Origin of the sequence: Candidatus Poriferisodalis sp. (assembly GCF_965208485.1) — a bacterium.
Classification (GTDB): Bacteria; Actinomycetota; Acidimicrobiia; order Acidimicrobiales; family Poriferisodalaceae; genus Poriferisodalis.
The window spans coordinates 2,369,899-2,387,496 of the sequence record NZ_OZ242344.1 but is presented as its reverse complement, the minus strand read 5'-3'; the positions used below and the strand labels follow the sequence as shown (position 1 = coordinate 2,387,496).

Annotated in this window: 18 protein-coding genes, 1 pseudogene and 1 riboswitch; of the genes and pseudogenes, 7 read left to right on the top strand and 12 right to left on the bottom strand. The window is 66.7% G+C overall.

From position 1 onward, the window contains the following. Nucleotides 1-478: 478 nt before the first annotated feature. From ACOGXQ_RS11245 to ACOGXQ_RS11230, 4 genes are all read right to left on the bottom strand, one after another. Complete coding sequence (locus ACOGXQ_RS11245; RefSeq protein ID WP_419943762.1) at nt 479-751, bottom strand: hypothetical protein; 273 nt, start codon at nt 749-751, stop codon at nt 479-481. A gap of 61 nt (nt 752-812) precedes the next feature. Then, on the bottom strand, nt 813-1,940 hold the full coding sequence (locus tag ACOGXQ_RS11240) for an RCC1 domain-containing protein (protein ID WP_419943761.1): 1,128 nt from the start codon (nt 1,938-1,940) through the stop codon (nt 813-815). Beyond that, entirely contained in the window at nt 1,852-2,973 is a 1,122-nt protein-coding gene (locus ACOGXQ_RS11235; protein WP_419943760.1) for a hypothetical protein, read from the bottom strand. The genes ACOGXQ_RS11240 and ACOGXQ_RS11235 overlap by 89 nt, the downstream gene beginning before the upstream one ends. Before the next feature lie 494 nt (nt 2,974-3,467). Then, nucleotides 3,468-3,773: a hypothetical protein gene (locus ACOGXQ_RS11230; RefSeq protein WP_419943759.1), complete on the bottom strand. Its 306-nt coding sequence runs from the start codon at nt 3,771-3,773 to the stop codon at nt 3,468-3,470. Nucleotides 3,774-3,789: 16 nt separating this feature from the next. Here ACOGXQ_RS11230 and ACOGXQ_RS11225 point away from each other — a divergent pair, with 16 nt between their 5' ends. The 5 genes from ACOGXQ_RS11225 to ACOGXQ_RS11205 all read left to right on the top strand — a co-directional run bounded on the left by ACOGXQ_RS11225 (nt 3,790) and on the right by ACOGXQ_RS11205 (nt 7,126). After that, a complete protein-coding gene (locus ACOGXQ_RS11225; protein WP_419943758.1) occupies nt 3,790-4,224 on the top strand; it encodes an FGGY family carbohydrate kinase in 435 nt (144 codons plus the stop codon). A 209-nt stretch (nt 4,225-4,433) separates the two neighbouring features. Continuing rightward, a complete protein-coding gene (locus ACOGXQ_RS11220; protein WP_419943757.1) occupies nt 4,434-5,954 on the top strand; it encodes a sulfatase-like hydrolase/transferase in 1,521 nt (506 codons plus the stop codon). A gap of 57 nt (nt 5,955-6,011) precedes the next feature. Next, nucleotides 6,012-6,374 (top strand): hypothetical protein, encoded by a 363-nt coding sequence (locus ACOGXQ_RS11215; protein WP_419943756.1) that lies wholly within the window; start codon nt 6,012-6,014, stop codon nt 6,372-6,374. 48 nt (nt 6,375-6,422) lie between these two features. Beyond that, nucleotides 6,423-6,728: a type II toxin-antitoxin system Phd/YefM family antitoxin gene (locus tag ACOGXQ_RS11210; protein WP_419943755.1), complete on the top strand. Its 306-nt coding sequence runs from the start codon at nt 6,423-6,425 to the stop codon at nt 6,726-6,728. After that, entirely contained in the window at nt 6,728-7,126 is a 399-nt protein-coding gene (locus ACOGXQ_RS11205; protein ID WP_419943754.1) for a type II toxin-antitoxin system VapC family toxin, read from the top strand. The genes ACOGXQ_RS11210 and ACOGXQ_RS11205 overlap by 1 nt, the downstream gene beginning before the upstream one ends. A 66-nt stretch (nt 7,127-7,192) precedes the next feature. Here the strand turns inward: ACOGXQ_RS11205 and ACOGXQ_RS11200 are convergent, their stop codons facing one another. The 8 genes and pseudogenes from ACOGXQ_RS11200 to ACOGXQ_RS11165 all read right to left on the bottom strand — a co-directional run bounded on the left by ACOGXQ_RS11200 (nt 7,193) and on the right by ACOGXQ_RS11165 (nt 15,536). Beyond that, entirely contained in the window at nt 7,193-9,301 is a 2,109-nt protein-coding gene (locus ACOGXQ_RS11200; protein WP_419943753.1) for a sodium-translocating pyrophosphatase, read from the bottom strand. 109 nt (nt 9,302-9,410) lie between these two features. After that, nucleotides 9,411-10,778, bottom strand: a complete 1,368-nt coding sequence (gene nhaA, locus ACOGXQ_RS11195; protein ID WP_419943752.1) for a Na+/H+ antiporter NhaA — start codon at nt 10,776-10,778, stop codon at nt 9,411-9,413. Nucleotides 10,779-10,855: 77 nt separating this feature from the next. Next, nucleotides 10,856-11,224 carry an STAS domain-containing protein gene (locus tag ACOGXQ_RS11190; RefSeq protein ID WP_419943751.1) on the bottom strand — a complete coding sequence of 123 codons (369 nt, stop codon included), beginning with the start codon at nt 11,222-11,224 and terminating at the stop codon, nt 10,856-10,858. A 27-nt stretch (nt 11,225-11,251) separates the two neighbouring features. After that, complete coding sequence (locus tag ACOGXQ_RS11185) at nt 11,252-12,376, bottom strand: LLM class flavin-dependent oxidoreductase (RefSeq protein ID WP_419943750.1); 1,125 nt, start codon at nt 12,374-12,376, stop codon at nt 11,252-11,254. Beyond that, a complete protein-coding gene (locus ACOGXQ_RS11180; RefSeq protein WP_419947380.1) occupies nt 12,373-13,803 on the bottom strand; it encodes an AAA family ATPase in 1,431 nt (476 codons plus the stop codon). The genes ACOGXQ_RS11185 and ACOGXQ_RS11180 overlap by 4 nt, the downstream gene beginning before the upstream one ends. A gap of 51 nt (nt 13,804-13,854) precedes the next feature. Continuing rightward, a pseudogene (locus tag ACOGXQ_RS11175) lies at nt 13,855-14,007 on the bottom strand (AAA family ATPase); the annotation flags it as partial. Between the two features lie 12 nt (nt 14,008-14,019). Beyond that, a complete protein-coding gene (locus tag ACOGXQ_RS11170) occupies nt 14,020-14,820 on the bottom strand; it encodes a hypothetical protein (RefSeq protein WP_419943749.1) in 801 nt (266 codons plus the stop codon). Between the two features lie 71 nt (nt 14,821-14,891). Then, nucleotides 14,892-15,536 carry a hypothetical protein gene (locus ACOGXQ_RS11165; protein ID WP_419943748.1) on the bottom strand — a complete coding sequence of 215 codons (645 nt, stop codon included), beginning with the start codon at nt 15,534-15,536 and terminating at the stop codon, nt 14,892-14,894. Nucleotides 15,537-15,887: 351 nt separating this feature from the next. On the opposite strand from ACOGXQ_RS11165, the gene ACOGXQ_RS11160 reads away from it, so the two are divergent. Both ACOGXQ_RS11160 and ACOGXQ_RS11155 read left to right on the top strand, forming a co-directional pair. Continuing rightward, complete coding sequence (locus ACOGXQ_RS11160; RefSeq protein WP_419943747.1) at nt 15,888-16,289, top strand: DUF2784 domain-containing protein; 402 nt, start codon at nt 15,888-15,890, stop codon at nt 16,287-16,289. Beyond that, nucleotides 16,286-16,429: riboswitch (adenosylcobalamin (AdoCbl) riboswitch) on the top strand. It overlaps the preceding gene by 4 nt. 52 nt (nt 16,430-16,481) lie before the next feature. Next, nucleotides 16,482-17,546 (top strand): ABC transporter substrate-binding protein, encoded by a 1,065-nt coding sequence (locus ACOGXQ_RS11155; RefSeq protein ID WP_419943746.1) that lies wholly within the window; start codon nt 16,482-16,484, stop codon nt 17,544-17,546. The last annotated feature ends 52 nt before the right edge of the window (nt 17,547-17,598 follow it).

The following is a 17,598-nucleotide window of genomic DNA, read 5'->3' as shown; positions in this document are numbered from 1 at the left end:
ACGCAGACCTCTTGGTGGTTCAAGGCGCCGCACGGGCCTGTCAACTCCGACGGTCCCGAACTCGCTGGACCGCCTCAGCAGAGGCTCCTGCCGCCTCCGCAGCATGCGCACCTGGCCGTACGACTGCTCAACCGGCCTCAGCGGCCACGAGGACCAAGTCGTACTTGCAGCGATCACCGTCCAGTTCGACGATCAGCGTGTCACGCACGCCGAACACCGCATCGCTGTCGAGACAATCGCCGGCCGCGCCGAACAGGTGAGTGATCCTCGGCGCTCGACGGAACCCAATGGTCCTCGATCAGGCCGCGTACCGGCCCCCCACTGGCTGCACATCCGCCTTCATGGCGGGCAACTCGCGCATCTGCTCTACGACACAGCCACCGTCAACGGCGCATCGGGATCGTTCAAGCCTGCAGGTGGGTCAACGACACTGATCCCAGCCACATCCGAGGCCTGCACCGCAGTGCAGTCCGTCTGGCTAGGACTCACCGTCGGGGCCGCGGAACATCAGCTCATAACCCGACGCGCCGGGCACCTCGTCCCAGCCCAACGACGCGACCCCCGGCAACACCCGCTCGCCCTCCAGCACAAAATCCGGCCCTAACTCAGGTCCGCCCGGCAAAGGCACTGACGCCTGCGCGGCCCTCTCGAGCGCAGGCACCCCCTCAGGGTCAACCACAGTCTCGGCGCCGGGCGTCTGCTGGGCCGCTACTGGCACCATCGTCATGGCAGCAGCAGCAAGCGCAGCCATCGCTGCAGTCAAGGCACGGGAAACTCTCACGTCGCACTCCAAGGTTCAGACAGGCGGACAGTCACGCGACCTGCCGTTGCTCGGGCGGCAGCACGCGGGCCAGCAAGACAGGCAGCGCTGCGTCCATGCGAGGATCCCCCCGGTAGGCAGAATCAAGCCAAATGTCCGGGCAGCACTTCACCGGCCTGTCGCTGTTGTTGCCCCAGCAGGCCACGGTGCCGTCGGTGCGAATCGCGCACGCATGGACTCGCCCTACGGCGACCTGGACGAACTCGCCATCGGGCGGATCGATCACTGCGTCGTGCCAGCCGTACACGTTGTATTCGCGAAAGCGGCGGGTGCCGCTGCATGTGATCGTGCGGTCTGCGAGGAGCGCGCACACCGGATCCGAGCCGTAGTCCACCGCGGCGAACCCTCCGTGACGATCGAGCCAATCCGGGTCATCCGCCAATAGATGCAAACCGCTGCTTCCGTAACTGCCTGCGTACCGTCCATCGCTGAACCCCAGCCGGTCGGAGTGACAGTCCATGGTTGCGTCGGCCCGAATGCCGCATACCATCAACGGCGTCTCAGGTCCGCGGAAGTCGATCGGCTGGTAGCCCCATCCTGTGGAGATCAGCGTCCATCGCTCGTCGAAGAAAACACCGTCGTCCCCCCGCGCCCATTCGCTCATGAGTGCGCGTCCTTGGTCGCTCCAGCACGCCGCCTCGCCGCTGGTGCGCAGACCGCACGGCGGCATGCTCGCATGCACCTGCGAGAACGGCCCCTCAGGCACCGCCAACGCGCCCTTGGGCCAACGCTCGAACTGCCCGGCGGTGCCGTAGCTCTGCCCCAGATTGTCGCCCCAGCACACCGCCGACCCATCGGCGCGCAGCGCGCACGCATACCGCTCCCCCACCGACACATCCACAAACACACCCCCAGGAGGATCGGCCTGCCCGAAATCGTTGTCATGACCGAAGACCTCGCGATCGCGGCCCGTGCGGAACCGGCTCCAGCAGCGCAGCGCACCGCCGGCCCCCACCGCGCACGCATTGCCCGCTCCGCGCTGGTCCCAGACATCGACCTTGACGAACCGGCCCCCAGGAGGCTTGCCGAACTCATCGCCCCAGCACACGAGCTCCCCGCCCGTGCGCACCCCGCACGTACGGTCCTCGCCCGCAGAGATGTCCACGAACGTCCCCCCCACCGGGCCGCAGCCCGCAGGAGCCGCGCACCACGGCGAAGTCCCGATGGGGCATCCATGCAGCGAGCCGCTGGTCCACTGCGGGGTCCACACAGCCGTACTCGCCTCCCGCTCGGACCCCGCAGAGCCTGCCGTCAGCATCGTGGAGGCTCTCATAGCGCCCTGCCGCGGCCGCCGGCGCTGCATCGCTGTCGTCGGCGCACCACACCGATCCGTCCACGCGCAGCCCGCACACCCGCGGGCCGCCCAGCAACACCGACCCATACCCGTCGCCATCAGGAGGCAGCCGCCCGACCATGCCCGCATCAACAAGCCATGCCGGCACCGCCCCGAAAGAGCCCGTCCCCCAGCTCCCGCCGGTCCCGACGAGGTCCCCCCAGCACGCCACCGTGGTGTCAGTGCGCACCCCGCATGCCATCCCGAACGTCACCGACACCTGGGTGAACTCCCCCTCGGGGGCGTCCCAGTCGCCCCGCTCTCCGTAAGCGTTCAACAAGCCCCAGCAGCTCACCCGCCCATCGGGATCCAACGCGCAATACGCCACCCTCGACCCGTCGCTGGCGTCCGCCGCCGCAAGCCGCCCCAGCGGACCCGACCGCGACCGCGCCAACCCGAAACGGTCATCGCACTGCAACTGCAAGTCCGCCGACTCCGGGCACCGAAACTGCGCCGGCAGGCTGGTCGTCGTCGACCACCGAACCTGTCCCCCTCGCCTCTGCTCGCGACCGCCCCAGCACTCCAGATCGCCCCCGCCGGTGAGCGCGCAGACATGCCCAGCATCCACCACTGCTTCGTGAAACGAGCCCAGCCGATCCAGCGACCGTCCCCCCGCGCCCTCAGGCCCAAGCTGGCCGTGATGGTCCCAGCACGCCAGCGGACCCTCCACACGCACCGCGCACCCCCCACCAGGACCCATCGACAGATCCACGAAACGGCCCCGCGGCAGAACCGGCGCCACATAGTCCGCCTCCTCGCCCCAGCACGACAACCGGCCCTCTGCATCCAAAGCGCACGACCTGCCCTCGACGATCTCCACGAACCGCCCCCGGGCAGCCCGACGCGGTTGCGCTCGTCGTCGCCCCAACACACCAACCGGCCGTCGACGCGCACCGCGCACAACGCCCCAGCCGACACGTCCACGAAACGGCCCGCCGGCACCCGGACCCACGACTCCGCCCAAGACTCGACCGCGAGGCCCTGACCCAGCCAGCACGCCAACGACCCGTCCACCCCGATCGCGCACCCATACTCCCCGCGAACGCCGAACCTGAGTGCACCCGCCGAACCCAGCGACACCGTCACGAACCGCCCAGACGGCAACATCGGAGATGTGCGCCATGCCCTCGCAGTGGGGCTTGAGCGGCGTCGAGCACCACACCGCGCCGTCGCTGCGAAGCAAGCACGCCGAGGCATAGGTGTGATCACCCCGAGAGAAAGGGTCCTGGCGAATCGTCAGCGCCGCGAACTCAAGCTTGGCGGGCAGGTTGAAGAGTCCGGCCGCAGCAGCGCCGGCGGCCCCGGCGGTGCAGATCAGGCGATGTAGTCGGGGCGGAAGCTGGGGTTGGTGCAGGCGATCATCATCTCGGCCAGCGCATCGCTCATGTCCTGGCGCAGCCCGGCTGCGGCCCCGTCCTCCCAGCGGTTCTCGAGCTCGTCGGGGTCGGCGGACATGTCGTACAGCTCGCCGTAGTCCGGATTCTGGTAGCGGCTGATGCGGGCCTCGGGCGTGAGCACCGTGCGCATCCGGGGCTGCACGCCGGCCCCGAGCCCGTCACGAATCTGGTCTTCCTCGATGAGCAGCATCTCGCGGGTCTGCGCGGCCGGGTCGCGCAGCATCGGGGACATGCTGCTGATGGCCGACTGGATGGCGTATCGCCTGTGCGGTGAGATGGCGACCGACTACTCGCTGGCATCGCGCACGATGCTGTTCGACCTCGCAGCCCGTGACTGGCCCGCAGAGCTGTTCGAGGCCGCTGATCTGGACCGGCCGCTGATGGCGCCGACGGTCCGAGCAGGCACGACGCTCGGCCGGGTGCAACCCGATGCGGCAACCATGACCGGGCTGCCGCCAGAACGCACCTTTGTCATGATCGGACTGCACGACGGCGGGGCCGCATCGACGCATCGCGGCAGCGACTCAGTCTCGACTGGGACACCTTACATGTCGAACGCAGCCCGACCAGGCAGCCCGAGCGAGCGGTCATCATCGAGCTGGCACGAGACGCCCACGAGTGCATCTCGCGCTTGGTGGATGCCGCTGGGACATCTCCCGAGCGGCACATGGTGACCGTCGGCGGCAGCCGCAACCCGCCGCTGCTGGCTGCCAAGCAGGAGTTGAGCAGCCGGCCCATCGAGGTGTCCGATCAGCCCGGGCCACCGCCATGGGCACCGCCATGCTCGCCCGCACCGCGACGCGCCGATGAGCCGTCGCACATCACCCCAGCCGTTGCCGGACTGCAAGACTTCCGGGCACTACGGAGGGCGAGGAGGCAACGCATGACGAGTTCGGCAAACAGAACCGGCTGCAACTTGCTGCTCATCACCTCCGATCAGCACAACCCGTTCATCTGCGGCTACGCGGACAGCCCGGTACAGACACCGGCACTCGATCAGATGGCAGCGGGCGGCGCCACGTTCGCCGCCGCGTACACCAATGACCCCGTGTGCATGCCCGCACGAGCCACCTTGGCCACCGGCCGGTACGGCTCCGCCACCGGGAACTACGACAACGGCACCCCGTATGCGGGCGACGAGGCGGACAGCTGGGGTCACCGGCTTACCGAACAGGGCAAGGCAGCGGTCACGTTCGGCAAGCTGCACTTCGCACCCGAGGGTGACAGCGGCTACCAGACTCACTTGCCGCTGCAAGCATCTCGCGGCTACGGAGCGGCCGTGATGGGCTGGGCGCGGGGCGACGCGCCGTTCAACGACATGATGGTGCGCCACGCTCTCGACGCCCGTGCGGGGCGGGCCGAGTACGCCGACTACGACCGGCACACCACCCGCAGCGCATGCCGCTGGCTGACCTCGGAAGCGCCGATGGACGCACCGTGGGCTGCACACGTGAGCTACGCCTACCCCCACTACCCATTCAGGACGCCAGTCGAATGCGCCCCGCCCGATCACGTGGACATCCCCCTGCCGCCGGCATGGGAGCAGGGCGACTGGCCTGAGAACGCGGAATTGGCCGCTCGCCGCCGGATCATGGGAATCGACCAGCGGCCGCTCAGCGCCGATGAGCTCCGTGCGCTGCATTCGGTGTACTTCGGCATGGTCAACTTCGTCGACCGCCAGATCGCGGACTTGCTCGCAGCGCTTGAAGCGTCTGGCGCGGCCGACCGCACAGTGGTGATCTACACCACCGATCATGGCGACATGCTCGGCAGCCACGGCCTGCTCATGAAGAGCGTGATGTACGACGCATCGGCGCGTGTGCCGTTCGTCATGACCGGTCCAGGCGTCGACGCAGGCACCGTCTGCTCCACCCCGGTGTCCCTGGCGGACATCTTCCCGACCGTGCTGGCGGTCACCGGCACGCAACCAGAAGCCGCCGACGCGGAGCTGCCGGGTTCTTCGCTGCTCGAGCTGGCAGGGTCCGCTCCCGACGAGCGCGCCGTGTTCTCCGAGTACCACGGACCGACCTCGACAGCAGCGTCTTACATGATCCGAAAGGGCCGCCACAAGCTGGTGACCCACATGCACCCCGACGCCGCGAGCCAGCTGTTCGACATGGACGCAGACCCCTTCGAAGTGGCCGACCTGATCGATGACCCGACCATGTATGCCGTCGTCGCCGATCTGGATGCCGAACTCCGATCGATCGTGGACCCAGAGGCGCTCGACACGGAGATCCGCGCCTCGCAGGCCGCCGAACTCGAACGCGCCGGCGGCGCGGACGGTCTCAGGCCGCCGCCCGTCTTGCCGCGCACCGCCTACGGGACGATCGCTCTGGGCTGGTCTATCCCGCCGTCGGAGATCATGGCTGAGGTCGCGCACGCCGACAGCGACAACGCCTAGCAGGATGCTGAAATATGCAGGTTCGGCCGGGAGCGCAAGTCCCTGACCTGCTGGTTTGTGTTACGAAATCGTCCGAGAATCGACTTTTTCAGCACCCTGCTAGAGCAGGAGGCCCGTCGTTTCGCTGCGGAAATCACGGGCCTGCTGAACAATACGGTCACCAACGGAATCCATCTCAGTGCCAGGATCGACGAAAGAGGACGCGCACTCGTCCGCTACGAAAGACCGATCTCGGACGACGCTTCGGATGGCGCCAAGCGGAGCAGCGGCGACCTCATCCCGCTGACGATCTCGAAAAAGCCGGAACGCTTCGGACTGCGCGTGTACCACACCTTGACGTTCGACGAGGAGTGCAAGTACCTGCGCAACTCTCAGAGTTCCTTCGTGCTCGCAACCACCGATAGAGCTTGCCCTTTGTGACTACTAAATCCGTTTGATGTAGTCACCATTGGTGAATAATATGGCCACATGAACATTGGCGTTGTGACCACTGACATCGGCATCCGGGAGCTGAAGGCGAAGCTGTCGGAGTGCGTGCGGCGGGCTGCCGGCGGCGAGCGCCTCATCGTCACCGACCGGGGACGGCCGGTGGCGCAGCTCACCCCGCTGGACGATTCGACGCTGGATGACCTCGCACGCATCGAACAGGGCGTCGCCGAGGGCTGGATCACACCACCGAAGCGTCGCGGGGGGTTCAAGAACTTCGATCCACCGCTGCTGACCGCCGATGCGCCCAGCATCCAAGAAATGCTCGATGAAGACCGCGGTGACTGATGCTGTACGTGGAATCAAGCGCGCTGTTCAAGAGGTATAGGCCGGAACGTGATTCCGATGTCGCGCTCCGATTCATGGCCGAAGATCGAGTGCTCGTCACCTCGCGTCTGACTGAGATCGAAGTCAGGCGCAATCTCAAACGGCTCTTTCGGGGAGACGACCTGGCGCGAGTTCAGAATCAGCTGCGCAGCGATCTCGACGTGTTTGCGCTCATGAGCCTCGATGCAGATGTCTGCTCGGACGCTGCCCGCATCGCTGAGGAAACGCTCTGCCGCTCGCTCGACGCCATCCACCTGGCTGCCGCCCGACGAGCGGGCCCGCACGCGACTGTGCTGACGTTCGACCAGCGGCAGGCTGAAACAGCCCGCGCTATCGGCATGGCGGTCCTCGGCGCCTGACCCGCGCACTGACCGAGCGGCCAGATCGGCGAGGTGCAGCGCTCGGCAGCACTCTCATCTGGACGGCTAGAGGAAGGCGGGGACGAAGACCAGGCTGACGATGGTCATCACCTTGATGAGGATGTTCATCGCCGGGCCTGAGGTGTCCTTGAACGGGTCGCCGATGGTGTCGCCCACCACTGCCGCCGCATGGGCATCGGTGCCCTTGCCGCCGTGGGCGCCCGCCTCGATGTACTTCTTGGCGTTGTCCCAGGCGCCGCCCGAGTTGGCCATGTAGATCGCGATCAGGAAGCCGGTCACCACCGCGCCGGCCAGGAATCCGCCGAGCGCGTTGACGTCGATGAAGCCGATCACCAGCGGCAGCACCACTGCCAGGCCGCCGGGCAGCAGCATCTCGCGCAGCGCGGCCTGGGTGGAGATGTCCACGCAGCGCCGGCTGTCGGGCTTCACGCCCGGTTCGCCCTCGCGCAGGCCGGGGATCTCGGCGAACTGCCGCCGGACCTCCACGATCATCGCCTGGGCCGCACGGCCCACCGACGACATGGTCAACGCGGCAAAAATGAACGGCGTCATGGCGCCGAGGAACAGGCCGATCGTGACCGCCGTGTCGTTGATGTCCAGGAATACCTGGTCGCCGGCGGTCAGGCTGAACGACTTGAACAGCGCCAGCGCGGTGACCGCAGCCGAGCCGACCGCGAATCCCTTGGCCACCGCAGCGGTGGTGTTGCCCAGCGAGTCGAGGCTGTCGGTGACGCCGCGCACCTCGGGCGGCAGCTCGGCCATCTCGGCGATGCCGCCGGCGTTGTCGGCGATGGGCCCGTAGGCATCCACCGCCACGATCACGCCGGTCACCGCCAGCATGCCGATGGCCGCCAGCGCTACGCCGTAGAGCCCGATCTCGTTGCCGGCGTCGCCGAAAGCCATGCCGCCGAACAGGTACGACAGGCCGATCATCGCCACCACCAGCACCATCGCCGGCAGCGTCGAGAGCTTGCCCTGCGCGATGCCCTCGATGGTGACCGTGGCCGGACCGGTCTCGGACTGCTGCGCGATGCCCTTCACCGGCCGGAAGTGCTCCGAGGTGAAGTACTCGGACGTGAACCCGATGGCCCAGCCGCCGAGCAGCCCCACGATGATGGTGAACGCCAGGAAGATCGGTGCGCTCAGCTCGTAGCCGCCGAACGTCGGGTTGCCGCTGAACAGCACCAGCGTGCCCACGATGGCGAAGACCACCGTGAGCGCCATGGCCACGTACTGACCGGTGTGCAGCTGCCCGGACAGGCTGCGGCCCTCGCGGCCGCGCACGAACAGCGCGCCGATGATCGAGGCGATCATCCCGAGCGCCCCGATCAGGATCGGGTACATCAGCAGCGCTTCGGCGTCGCCAAAGCTGCCGGCCAGGCTGTCGCCTTCGAGGAAGACCGGCACCAGCAGCGACGCCAGCACCACCGGCGCCACGATCGACCCGGCATAGGACTCGAACAGGTCGGCGCCCATGCCCGCAACGTCGCCCACGTTGTCGCCGACCGCGTCGGCGATGGTGGCCGGGTTGCGGGGATCGTCCTCGGGGATGCCGGCCTCCACCTTGCCCACGAGGTCACCGCCCACGTCGGCAGCCTTGGTGTAGATGCCGCCGCCGATACGGGCGAACAGAGCGATCGAGCTGGCGCCGAGGCCGAATGCTGCGACCACCTGGAAGGCCTGGTCGACGCCCAGCCATTTCACCCACAGCAGGTAGTTGAACGAGATGCCCAGCAGCGCCAGCCCGGCCACGCTGAATCCCATGACGGCTCCGCCCTTGAATGCCAGCGGCAGCGCCGCCGAAGCCCCCTGGCGGGCGGCGTTGGCGGTGCGGGTGTTGGCCGCTGTGGCGATGCGCATGCCGACGAAGCCCGCGACCGACGACAGCACAGCGCCCATGAGGTAGGCGAAGCTCGCTGCGGGGCGGCCGTCAATGGGAACGATCAGCAGCAGCACGAACATCGCTGCCACGAAGACCGAGACCCACTGGTACTCACGGCGCAGGAACGCCATGGCGCCCTCGCGGATGGCTGCCCCGATCTCGCGCATCAGGTCGGTGCCTTGGTCGGCCCGCAGCACCACCTTGGCGAAGTAGTACGCCAGCAGCAGCGCCAGCACGGAGGCGATCAGGGCTAGGTACGGAACAGCAGTCACATGGACCTCCAAGGTCGCATCGGGGTCAGATCAGAGCCAGCTCAGGCTCAGGTCGCGGCTCGGGGGAGTATGCCGGACCGCAGGCAGCGATGCTGTGGACCGCCGGTGCTCAGGACTCGTCGAGGGCTTCGGATTCGGCGGGGTTCAGGGTCTGGTCGCCGGGCGCTCCCCTGCCTGCCCACCACAGCACTGCCAGAGCCCCCGCAGCAGCAGCCAGCGAAGCCACCAAGATGCCGATCTTGGCGAGATCCGTCACTCCGGCGTCTTCGAACGCGAGTCCCGAGATCAGGATCGACACGGTGAAACCGATGCCCGCGGCGAATCCCGCGCCGACGAACTGTGGCCAGTTGAGACCGTCGGGAAGCTCAAATCCGAGTCGCATGGCCAGCCAGGTGAACAGCGTGATGCCGACCGGCTTGCCGACCACCAGACCCAAGATCACACCCCACGTGATCGGGGAGCCCAGCGCATCGGCCACGGTGTCGCCGGACAGCTTCACGCCTGCGTTCGCGAGGGCGAAGACCGGGACGATCAGGAATGCGGTGAACGGATGGAGGGTCGCTTCGAGGCGCTCGGTCATCGGCACCGATTCCTGGACGAGGAACGACGCCTGGTGGACCTGCTCGACGCTGAGCCCGTCTGGCAGGTGATCGACCACATCCTGAGCCTTCTTGCGGTCGAGCAACGGCTTGGCGGGCGCCAGCAGGCCCAGCGCCACGCCGGCGATGGTGGCGTGCACGCCGGATTCGAGCGTCGCGAACCAGACCACGAACCCGAGTACCACGTACACCTCGATCGCCCACACCTTCAGCACCGTCAGCACTCGAATCACGACGAGCAGCCCGACGGCCAGCCCCAGCCACCGGAAGTCGAGATCCCCGGTATAGAAGATCGCAATGACGGCGATCGCCCCGATGTCGTCCACGATGGCCAGCGTCAGCAGGAAGAGCTTGAGCATCGCCGGGACACGTGATCCCAGCAGCGACACGATGCCGACAGCGAACGCGATGTCGGTTGCCATCGGCATTGCCCAGCCCGCAGCAGCATCGCCGGAAGGGTTCAAGGCGAAGTAGAGCAATGCGGGCACCACCATCCCGCCGACGGCGGCGATGGCCGGCAGCATGGCGGCGCGCACGTTGGCGAGATGGCCTGTTACCAGCTCGCGCTTGATCTCGAGGCCCACCACAAAAAAGAACAGCGCCATGAGGCCGTCGTTGACGAACTCTTCCAGCGTCAACGGGTGCAGGTGATACGTGCCGATCGCCAGGTCGATGTAGGTGTGCCAGAACTCGAAGTAGCCGTCACTCCAACGGGAATTCGCCCAGATGAGGGCGGCGGCCGTCGCCAGCAGCAGCAGGACGCTGCTGGCCACCTCGCGGTGGATGAACTTCAGGATCGGCCGGGCCACGTAGCGGGCGAGCCGGCTCTCGCCGCCGACGAACGTCTCGCGCTGGTACAGGTAGTCCGAGTCCGCCATACGGCCGAGAAGGATACGGGCCGTTACGTTGCAGTCTGGCCGCAGATCCCGGTGCCCGGTGCCCTGCCGCCGGATGTTCAGCGATCGGAGACGCGCTGCACGGCTGCGTGCAGCTCAGGCGCTGTCGGGAACAGCGGCGCGACCTCCACATCGGCCAGAGTGGCGCTGATCTCGGGTGCAGTGACAACCAGCACCGTTGCACCTCCCGCATTGCGGCATCGACGTCGAGCTTCGAGCAAGACCCCCACCACGACCGGCTGCAGCAGGCTGACATCGGACAGGTCGACGATGAGCCTCGGCTGCGGCCCGGCCGCTCGCAGCGCCGACGTCACGGCGCTGTCCAGCGACGCGATGGACGCCAAGTCGAGCTCGCCATGCGGACTGAGCACAACAGCCGCAGCGCCGTCGGGCGTGTCGATCGTCTGCTGAGTGATGCCGGAGATCACGGCAGCCGCGCCCGCCGTCGGCGCCGATCAGCCAAAGCGGGGCATCACCTTGTCGCTGATCAGCTCGAGCGACGAGATGACCTGATCCGCGGAGTGGATGCCCTGGGGCACCAAGAAGAACGCCTCGTCGATGCCCAGCAGCGTGTGGGCCTCTTCGATCTGGCGCGTGATCGTGTCGGGGCTGCCCACCAGCGGCAGCGGCATGCCCTGGCCGAACTGGATGGCCCACTGGTTCCAGAACCACTCCATGTCGGCGAACTGCTGCCACGCCTCCTCGTCGGTCGGGGCGCACACGGCCACGCCGCCCCAGCCGCATTCGTGCCCGCGGGGCTTCTCGACACCGTGCTGCGCGGCCTCGTCGCGGTACGTCTGCCACAGCGCCTCGCAGAAATCCATCTGGTCGCTGAGCACGATCGGCGTGCCGCCGTAGCGCGCCCAGAACACCGCCGAGCTCATCGACATGGTGAAGCCGCCGTACAGCGGCGGATGGGGCGCCTGCAGCGGCCGCGGTGCGATGCCCACCTCGTGGATCGTCATGTCGGCGTCGACCCCGGCGCCGTAGTCGGAGTACACAGTGTGGGTGTGGGGATTGAGGTTGTCGTTGGGGAAGCGCCAGAACTCGCCCTCGTAGGAGAACGTGTCGTTGCGCAGGGCGGTGAGCACCACCTCGACGAACTCCTCGAAGAACCGCCGGTTATAGTCGTCGTCTTCGGTGCCGCGGTTCCATTTGCCGACCGCAGCGAGGTCGGGGCGGATCTTGAACTGGTCCACCCAGCGGTGCTGGTAGCCGCGCACCACGCCGAAGCAGAGCCGCCCGCCGGTCATGTGGTCGAGCGTCGCAACCTGCTCGGCGACCCGCAGCGGGTTGTGCGTGGTCGACACGTAGCCGCAGGCGATCGGCCGCAGCCGGGTGGTGTGCTGGGCAATCCAGGTGGCCATGAGGTTGAGGTCGTTGGAGATCTCGAAGCCCTCGATCTGCAGATGATGCTCGGGGTGCCCGAAGCCGTACCAGCCGTTGTCGTCGGCGAAGCGCGCGATGTCGGCGATCTCGCCGAGCATCCGCTGGTAGTAGTCGTTGTTGAGTCCAGCGAGGCCGGCTTCGAGCTCGTGGCGGCGGCCGATCGTGCAGTACATGAACAAGCTGAACTTCACCCTGGCTCCCCCTGCCTCGCGCCGAGGTTCGGCAGACTGAGCTTCTCGAAGTACGACGCGAACAGCGGAGTGAGAAAGTCGTCGCTGACCTTAGCGTCGGGGTCCCACGGCGAGGCTTGCCGCAACGCTCCAAGGGCGGATTCGATGTTGGCAATTGCGTCTCGCATCGCGCTTAGCCGAGTCTCTACCTCACGGGCTTCCCACAGCTGGCCGACGACAGCGTTTCGGGCCGTGGCATCGGCGAAAGCTTCGAGCGCGGCGGGCGTGCACAGGTAGTTCTCGATCTCGCGCCGCCGCCACGCAAGGCACTCGAGACCGTTCCCGCCAACTTCACCGGGCGATTCGTCCAGCAGCACGCCGCCGCGCAACTGCGGCAGGGCTTCTCGCAGACCGAAGAAGTGGCGCTGTGCGTTGGCGGCCTGGTTGCCGATGTAGTGAACGAAGGGTCGCGCAAGTGCACCTGCGGCACCATGGTGGCCGAGCCGATCGGCAAATGCCTGCAGAATCGCCAGATCGGTGGAGCCTTCCAAGTAGAGCACCCAGCCAGCCTGCTCAGCTTGCGCATAGTGCTCGAAGCCGATCTCGCGCAGCGACTTCAGCAGCTGGCTGCCGCGGTCGTCGATACGGTGCGGCGAACCGACGAAAGCAACGACGGTGTGATTCCCGGCTGCTTCGTTGAGCAGCACCTCGGAATGGCTCGCAGCAACGATCTGGCTGCCGGTCTCGGCCGCAGCCTCGTTGACAACTTGGTAAATCTGACGTTGCCGGAGTATCTCGAGATGTGCATCAGGTTCGTCGAGCAGCATCACGGCGCCTTCGTTGGCGTACATGTACGCCAAGATCAAGAGGGTTTGCTGCAGTCCCCTTCCACTCGATGACAGATCCAGCCAGGTGTCTCGTTCGCGATAGCGCATGGTGATCTCGCCGTGAGCGTCGATGTAACGCGGTGCCTCGATCTCCAATCCGAAGAAACGATCGATGCTCTCGACGAGGGCATCCCAGCGGTCGCTCTGCTCCTCATGCACCCGGTAACACAGGTTTCGCAGCACTTCGGCAGTACGGCCCTCGCCGATCCGCACGTCGACCGCTCCGCGGTCCAGCCGCACTTCGGATGCCGAGAGCCCCGACATCGGCGGAAGGAATGCGATGTCGACTTCGGCGGCCTCGTCCGGAACAGGCATCCGCGTGGCACCGGAGCTGCCGTCGACGCGAAGCGGGCGGCAGTACAGCGATTCTTCGTTGGCATAGTCGAACTCCAACCCGCAACGCCATTCACCGTGTCGGCCAATCCCGTCCACGATGATCTCGATCCTGATGTTCTCCGTGCGCTGCTTGCCTCCGGTCCGCAGCGCATTACGCGTGCGCGGTTCATGCCAAAGCAGGTTCGCGGCGGGCACGGGCATGGCCACTAGGTCACGCCGGTTCACCGCGACGCCCGGCCGCTTTTCCGGTGTCGACGTACCACCACGCTTCTCATTCCAACGACGAAGGCCCGCATGCCAGAGTGCGAGCGCCTGCAAGGCGGACGTCTTTCCAGAGTTGTTGGGACCGATCAAGACAACGGGGTTCGCGAGCTCGATCTCAGCTTGCCCGAACCGTTTGAAGTTGCGAACGGTCAACCGCGTCAGCACGCCGCTGTCACCTCACTTGCCTTCGCGCCGACTTCGGCCGGTTCGCTCTGCGCGCGAACAGCGTTCGCCAACACAAGAATGCCGTGTGTCGTCCAGGTCGTGCGTCCGGAGCGCGCCGGACAGCGCCGCATTGAGCCTTCGCAACAGCAGCGCCTCACCGGCATGGCCCTCGGGCAGTTCATCACCCTCGGGCACGACAATCCGAGCTTCGGGCAACTGCGGGTATCGACCGCGAACTCGGCGACGAGTTTCGCTGCGGCACACGAGCGCCGTTTCGGCCCCGAACCAGAACGGCACCTCGGCCTCGGGGTCGAGCCTTCGCACGGTCGCCCCAGCGCGATCAAGCCGTACGGCTTCACGCAGCAGCAAATCCGGTCGCAGGCTCGTGTCGAACACGACAACCGGGGGCAGCGGATACCGCGGGGGGTCGGTTCGATTGCCCGGCCAACAGAGGTCGTATAGACGTTCCTCATCGATGCCACGTGGTACGACTCCCGCGTCCAAGCGAATTCGAACGAGGCGGTTCTCGTCGCTTCGATCGAGGACTCGCTGCCTCAGCGAGGGACTCGCTGCAGGGTTTGCGCCCAGATCCGCTGCGCTGAGCATCAACTGATGATCGTCCAAAGCCTCTGCGAGTTCGAGCACTGTGCTTGCCGCCTCGAAGAAGTCGAACCGCGCGGCAATCTCAACCGCGAAGCGCAGCCGATCTAGGTCTTGGCGCAGCAGCGGCAGGACACCCGAAATGGCCTCCGGCAAGCTCTCAGCCTCCGTGGCCGTGAGGTGCTCTACTAAGCCGGCCATCGGCTCAGCCACCGATTGAGTCCAGGAGTTGGCACTCCCGAGGACCTGCAGTACGGCTTCGTAGAGACCAGGCGTCGGAGGCCTCAGGGTCGCCACTGCACACCTCCGAGTGCCACAAGTGGAATGCTGCGATCTATGCGCTCACCTGACACTCCGCCCGGTGTCCATTGCAAGAGCTTCGCCGGGATCGTGTCGATGCCACGCGGTTCCCGTGCTGTCACCCCCGACTGCAGGAGTCGCCCTAACGGGAAGACGAAGACTACGAACGGCTGCATGCTGCCGCGCAGTTGCAGCCTCCTGGCGATCGCGGGCCCATCCAATCCGGCGAGATGGTCCAGCGGCACGAGCCACGAGAACTCTGCCGGAATGAGAGTGGTAGCCGTGGAGAGGTCAGCGCGGATCGCGACGGCAGGATCCGGCTGCGAGAGCAGGTAGCCCAAGTAGGGCCGATGATCCGCTCGAAAGTACGGCTTGCGGTCAGGTCGAAGGTGATGTCGCCAGAAGGTCTCGACAGACACGCAGCGGGCATAGTCACGCTCCGGCTCGTGCAAGGCCAAGTCCGGCAGCACACGCGTGCGCAGATCTTCGAGCCGTTCACACGCCCGACCGGGTTGCCTTCCAGCCAACCCTGCCAAGGTCGCTGCTTCCCGCCGAACGCAGAGTGGAAGCGCGGCGTCGTTGACCACGATTTGCACCAGCTGCTGTACCTCCGCCGCGACATCGGTCACAGTGTCAGTGTGTCACGGACGGAGAAGATCGAGTTTTCGCGTTTTGTGGGATTTGGGCTGCTGGGCTCGGCGGCGTCGAGGGTGTCGGGCCGTTTGGTGAGCACGAACCTGGCCCGGAACACCTCGGGTCGAATGCCGCACCGACACAACATCACTCGCCATCGAGGCCCCCCGGGGTTCGGCGTTGTCACGAACACCGACCCCAGCAGGGCCTCGACCCCTACAAACGGACCCTCAACCCACCCTCAACCCACAAAACCGCGAAGGGCCGGATTATTTCTACCTGAAGCTGGCTGTACATGATGCGACCGGACATCGAGCAGCGAGCCGGGCGCCAGTAGCGTCGCGGCGATGGTCGCTGTCGGGCTGGCGCGTCTCGTGGCTGCTTCGCACTTGAGCTACATCGTGTTCCTGCTGGTCGGCGGCTTCATGGCGAAGCGCTGGCCGAAGCTCATGAAGTGGCACCTCGGCGCCCTCGGTGCTGCTGTCGTGGTGAACATCACTGGCTCCGACTGTCCCCTGACGGTGTGGGAGAAGTGGTTCCTGCGCCAAGCCGGGCGGGAGCCGTATGAGACCGGCTTCATCTCGAACTACTTGGTGGAGCCGGTGTACCCGCCGGGCATCACCGGCCGGGTCAACTTCGTGATCCTGCTCACCTTGACGGTGCCGATCACGGTCAGCTACTGGCGCATGCGCAAGGCCGGCTCGTCTGCCGCATCCCACTCGGCACCACGGCGACGGGGCAGCTCCTAGACTCACGCTCGGTTGTCGTGAGCGAAGCCGGTGAGATCCCGGCGCTGTCCCGCAACGGTGATGCCCCTTCGGGGGACGAGTCCGGTCGCCTCCCGGCCGCCATCCACGAACCGATTCCTCGAGGTAAGGAGCGGATCGTGCGGTGGGTGCTCCCGCTGCTCGGCCCCGAACTCGAGCAGAAGGGAGAACACCATGAAACGTCCTGCGACCAGCCGGGCAGCACTGCGCCTGCGCCTGCTGTGGGCACTGGCAGCCGTGCTCTTGCTGGCCTCGGCCTGCGGAGGCGACGACTCAGACAGCAGCCCGACAGCTGCGCCGGCTACCGACTCCGCACCCGCTGCCGAGGCGCCGAGCGAGACACAAGCGCCGACGACCACGACCGAGACCGCTGCTGCCGAGACGGCGGACGAGTCCGAAGAGGCAGCAGAGACCGTCGAAGAGACCGACGACACCGAGCCAGCTCCCGCGGAGCCCGCTTACCGCTACCAGCGGATCGTGTCGATCTCGCCGACCGGTACCGAGATCCTGTTCGCGATCGGCGCAGGCGACCGTGTGGTCGCCGTCGATGAGTTCTCGTACTACCCGTCCGAGGCCCCCGTCACCGACCTGAGCGGCTGGCAGCCCAACGTCGAGGCCATCGCGTCGTACGACCCCGATCTCGTCGTGATGGGCAGCGATGGCGACATCGAGGCCAACCTCGAGTCGCTGGGCATCGCGGTGCTGAGTATCGACGCTCCCGCCACTTTCGACGAGTTGTACGCGCAGATCGCACAGTTCGGCGACGCCACCGAACAGGCCGACGAAGCCGTTGCCCTGATTTCGGAGATGCGCAGCGAGATCGCCGCCCTCATCGACGCCGCACCCGACGCCTCGGGGCTGACCTACTACCACGAACTCACCGACGGCCTGTACTCGGTGACCAGCAGCACCTTCATCGGGCAGGTGTATTCGCTGTTCGGGCTCGACAACATTGCCGATCCCGCCGATTCCGACGGGAGCTCATACGGCTACCCGCAGCTCAGCGATGAGTACATCGTGGACGCCGACCCCGACCTGATCTTCTTGGCCGACACGCTGTGCTGCGGGCAGAACGCCGAGACGGTCGCTGCCCGCCCGGGCTGGGATCTGCTGAGCGCTGTCCAGAACGGCCGGGTCGTCGAGCTCAACGACGACATCGTGTCGCGCTGGGGACCACGCCTCGTGGAGTTCATTGCGGCAATCTCCGATGCCGTCGTTTCGATCGGCGCCGCGAGCTGACCGATGCCGCAGAGCTGCGTCGAGGCGTCACCTACGGCACCGGTGACTGAGG

Excerpts from the sequence above, each read along its gene's own strand:
- ACOGXQ_RS11155 (WP_419943746.1), top strand. The coding sequence starts at position 16,482 with ATGAAACGTCCTGCGACCAGCCGGGCAGCACTGCGCCTGCGCCTGCTG.
- ACOGXQ_RS11220 (WP_419943757.1), top strand. The coding sequence starts at position 4,434 with ATGACGAGTTCGGCAAACAGAACCGGCTGCAACTTGCTGCTCATCACC.
- ACOGXQ_RS11205 (WP_419943754.1), top strand. The coding sequence starts at position 6,728 with ATGCTGTACGTGGAATCAAGCGCGCTGTTCAAGAGGTATAGGCCGGAA.
- ACOGXQ_RS11210 (WP_419943755.1), top strand. The coding sequence starts at position 6,423 with ATGAACATTGGCGTTGTGACCACTGACATCGGCATCCGGGAGCTGAAG.
- ACOGXQ_RS11245 (WP_419943762.1), bottom strand. The coding sequence starts at position 751 with ATGGCTGCGCTTGCTGCTGCTGCCATGACGATGGTGCCAGTAGCGGCC.
- ACOGXQ_RS11230 (WP_419943759.1), bottom strand. The coding sequence starts at position 3,773 with ATGCTGCGCGACCCGGCCGCGCAGACCCGCGAGATGCTGCTCATCGAG.
- nhaA (WP_419943752.1), bottom strand. The coding sequence starts at position 10,778 with ATGGCGGACTCGGACTACCTGTACCAGCGCGAGACGTTCGTCGGCGGC.
- ACOGXQ_RS11225 (WP_419943758.1), top strand. The coding sequence starts at position 3,790 with ATGGCCGACTGGATGGCGTATCGCCTGTGCGGTGAGATGGCGACCGAC.
- ACOGXQ_RS11160 (WP_419943747.1), top strand. The coding sequence starts at position 15,888 with ATGGTCGCTGTCGGGCTGGCGCGTCTCGTGGCTGCTTCGCACTTGAGC.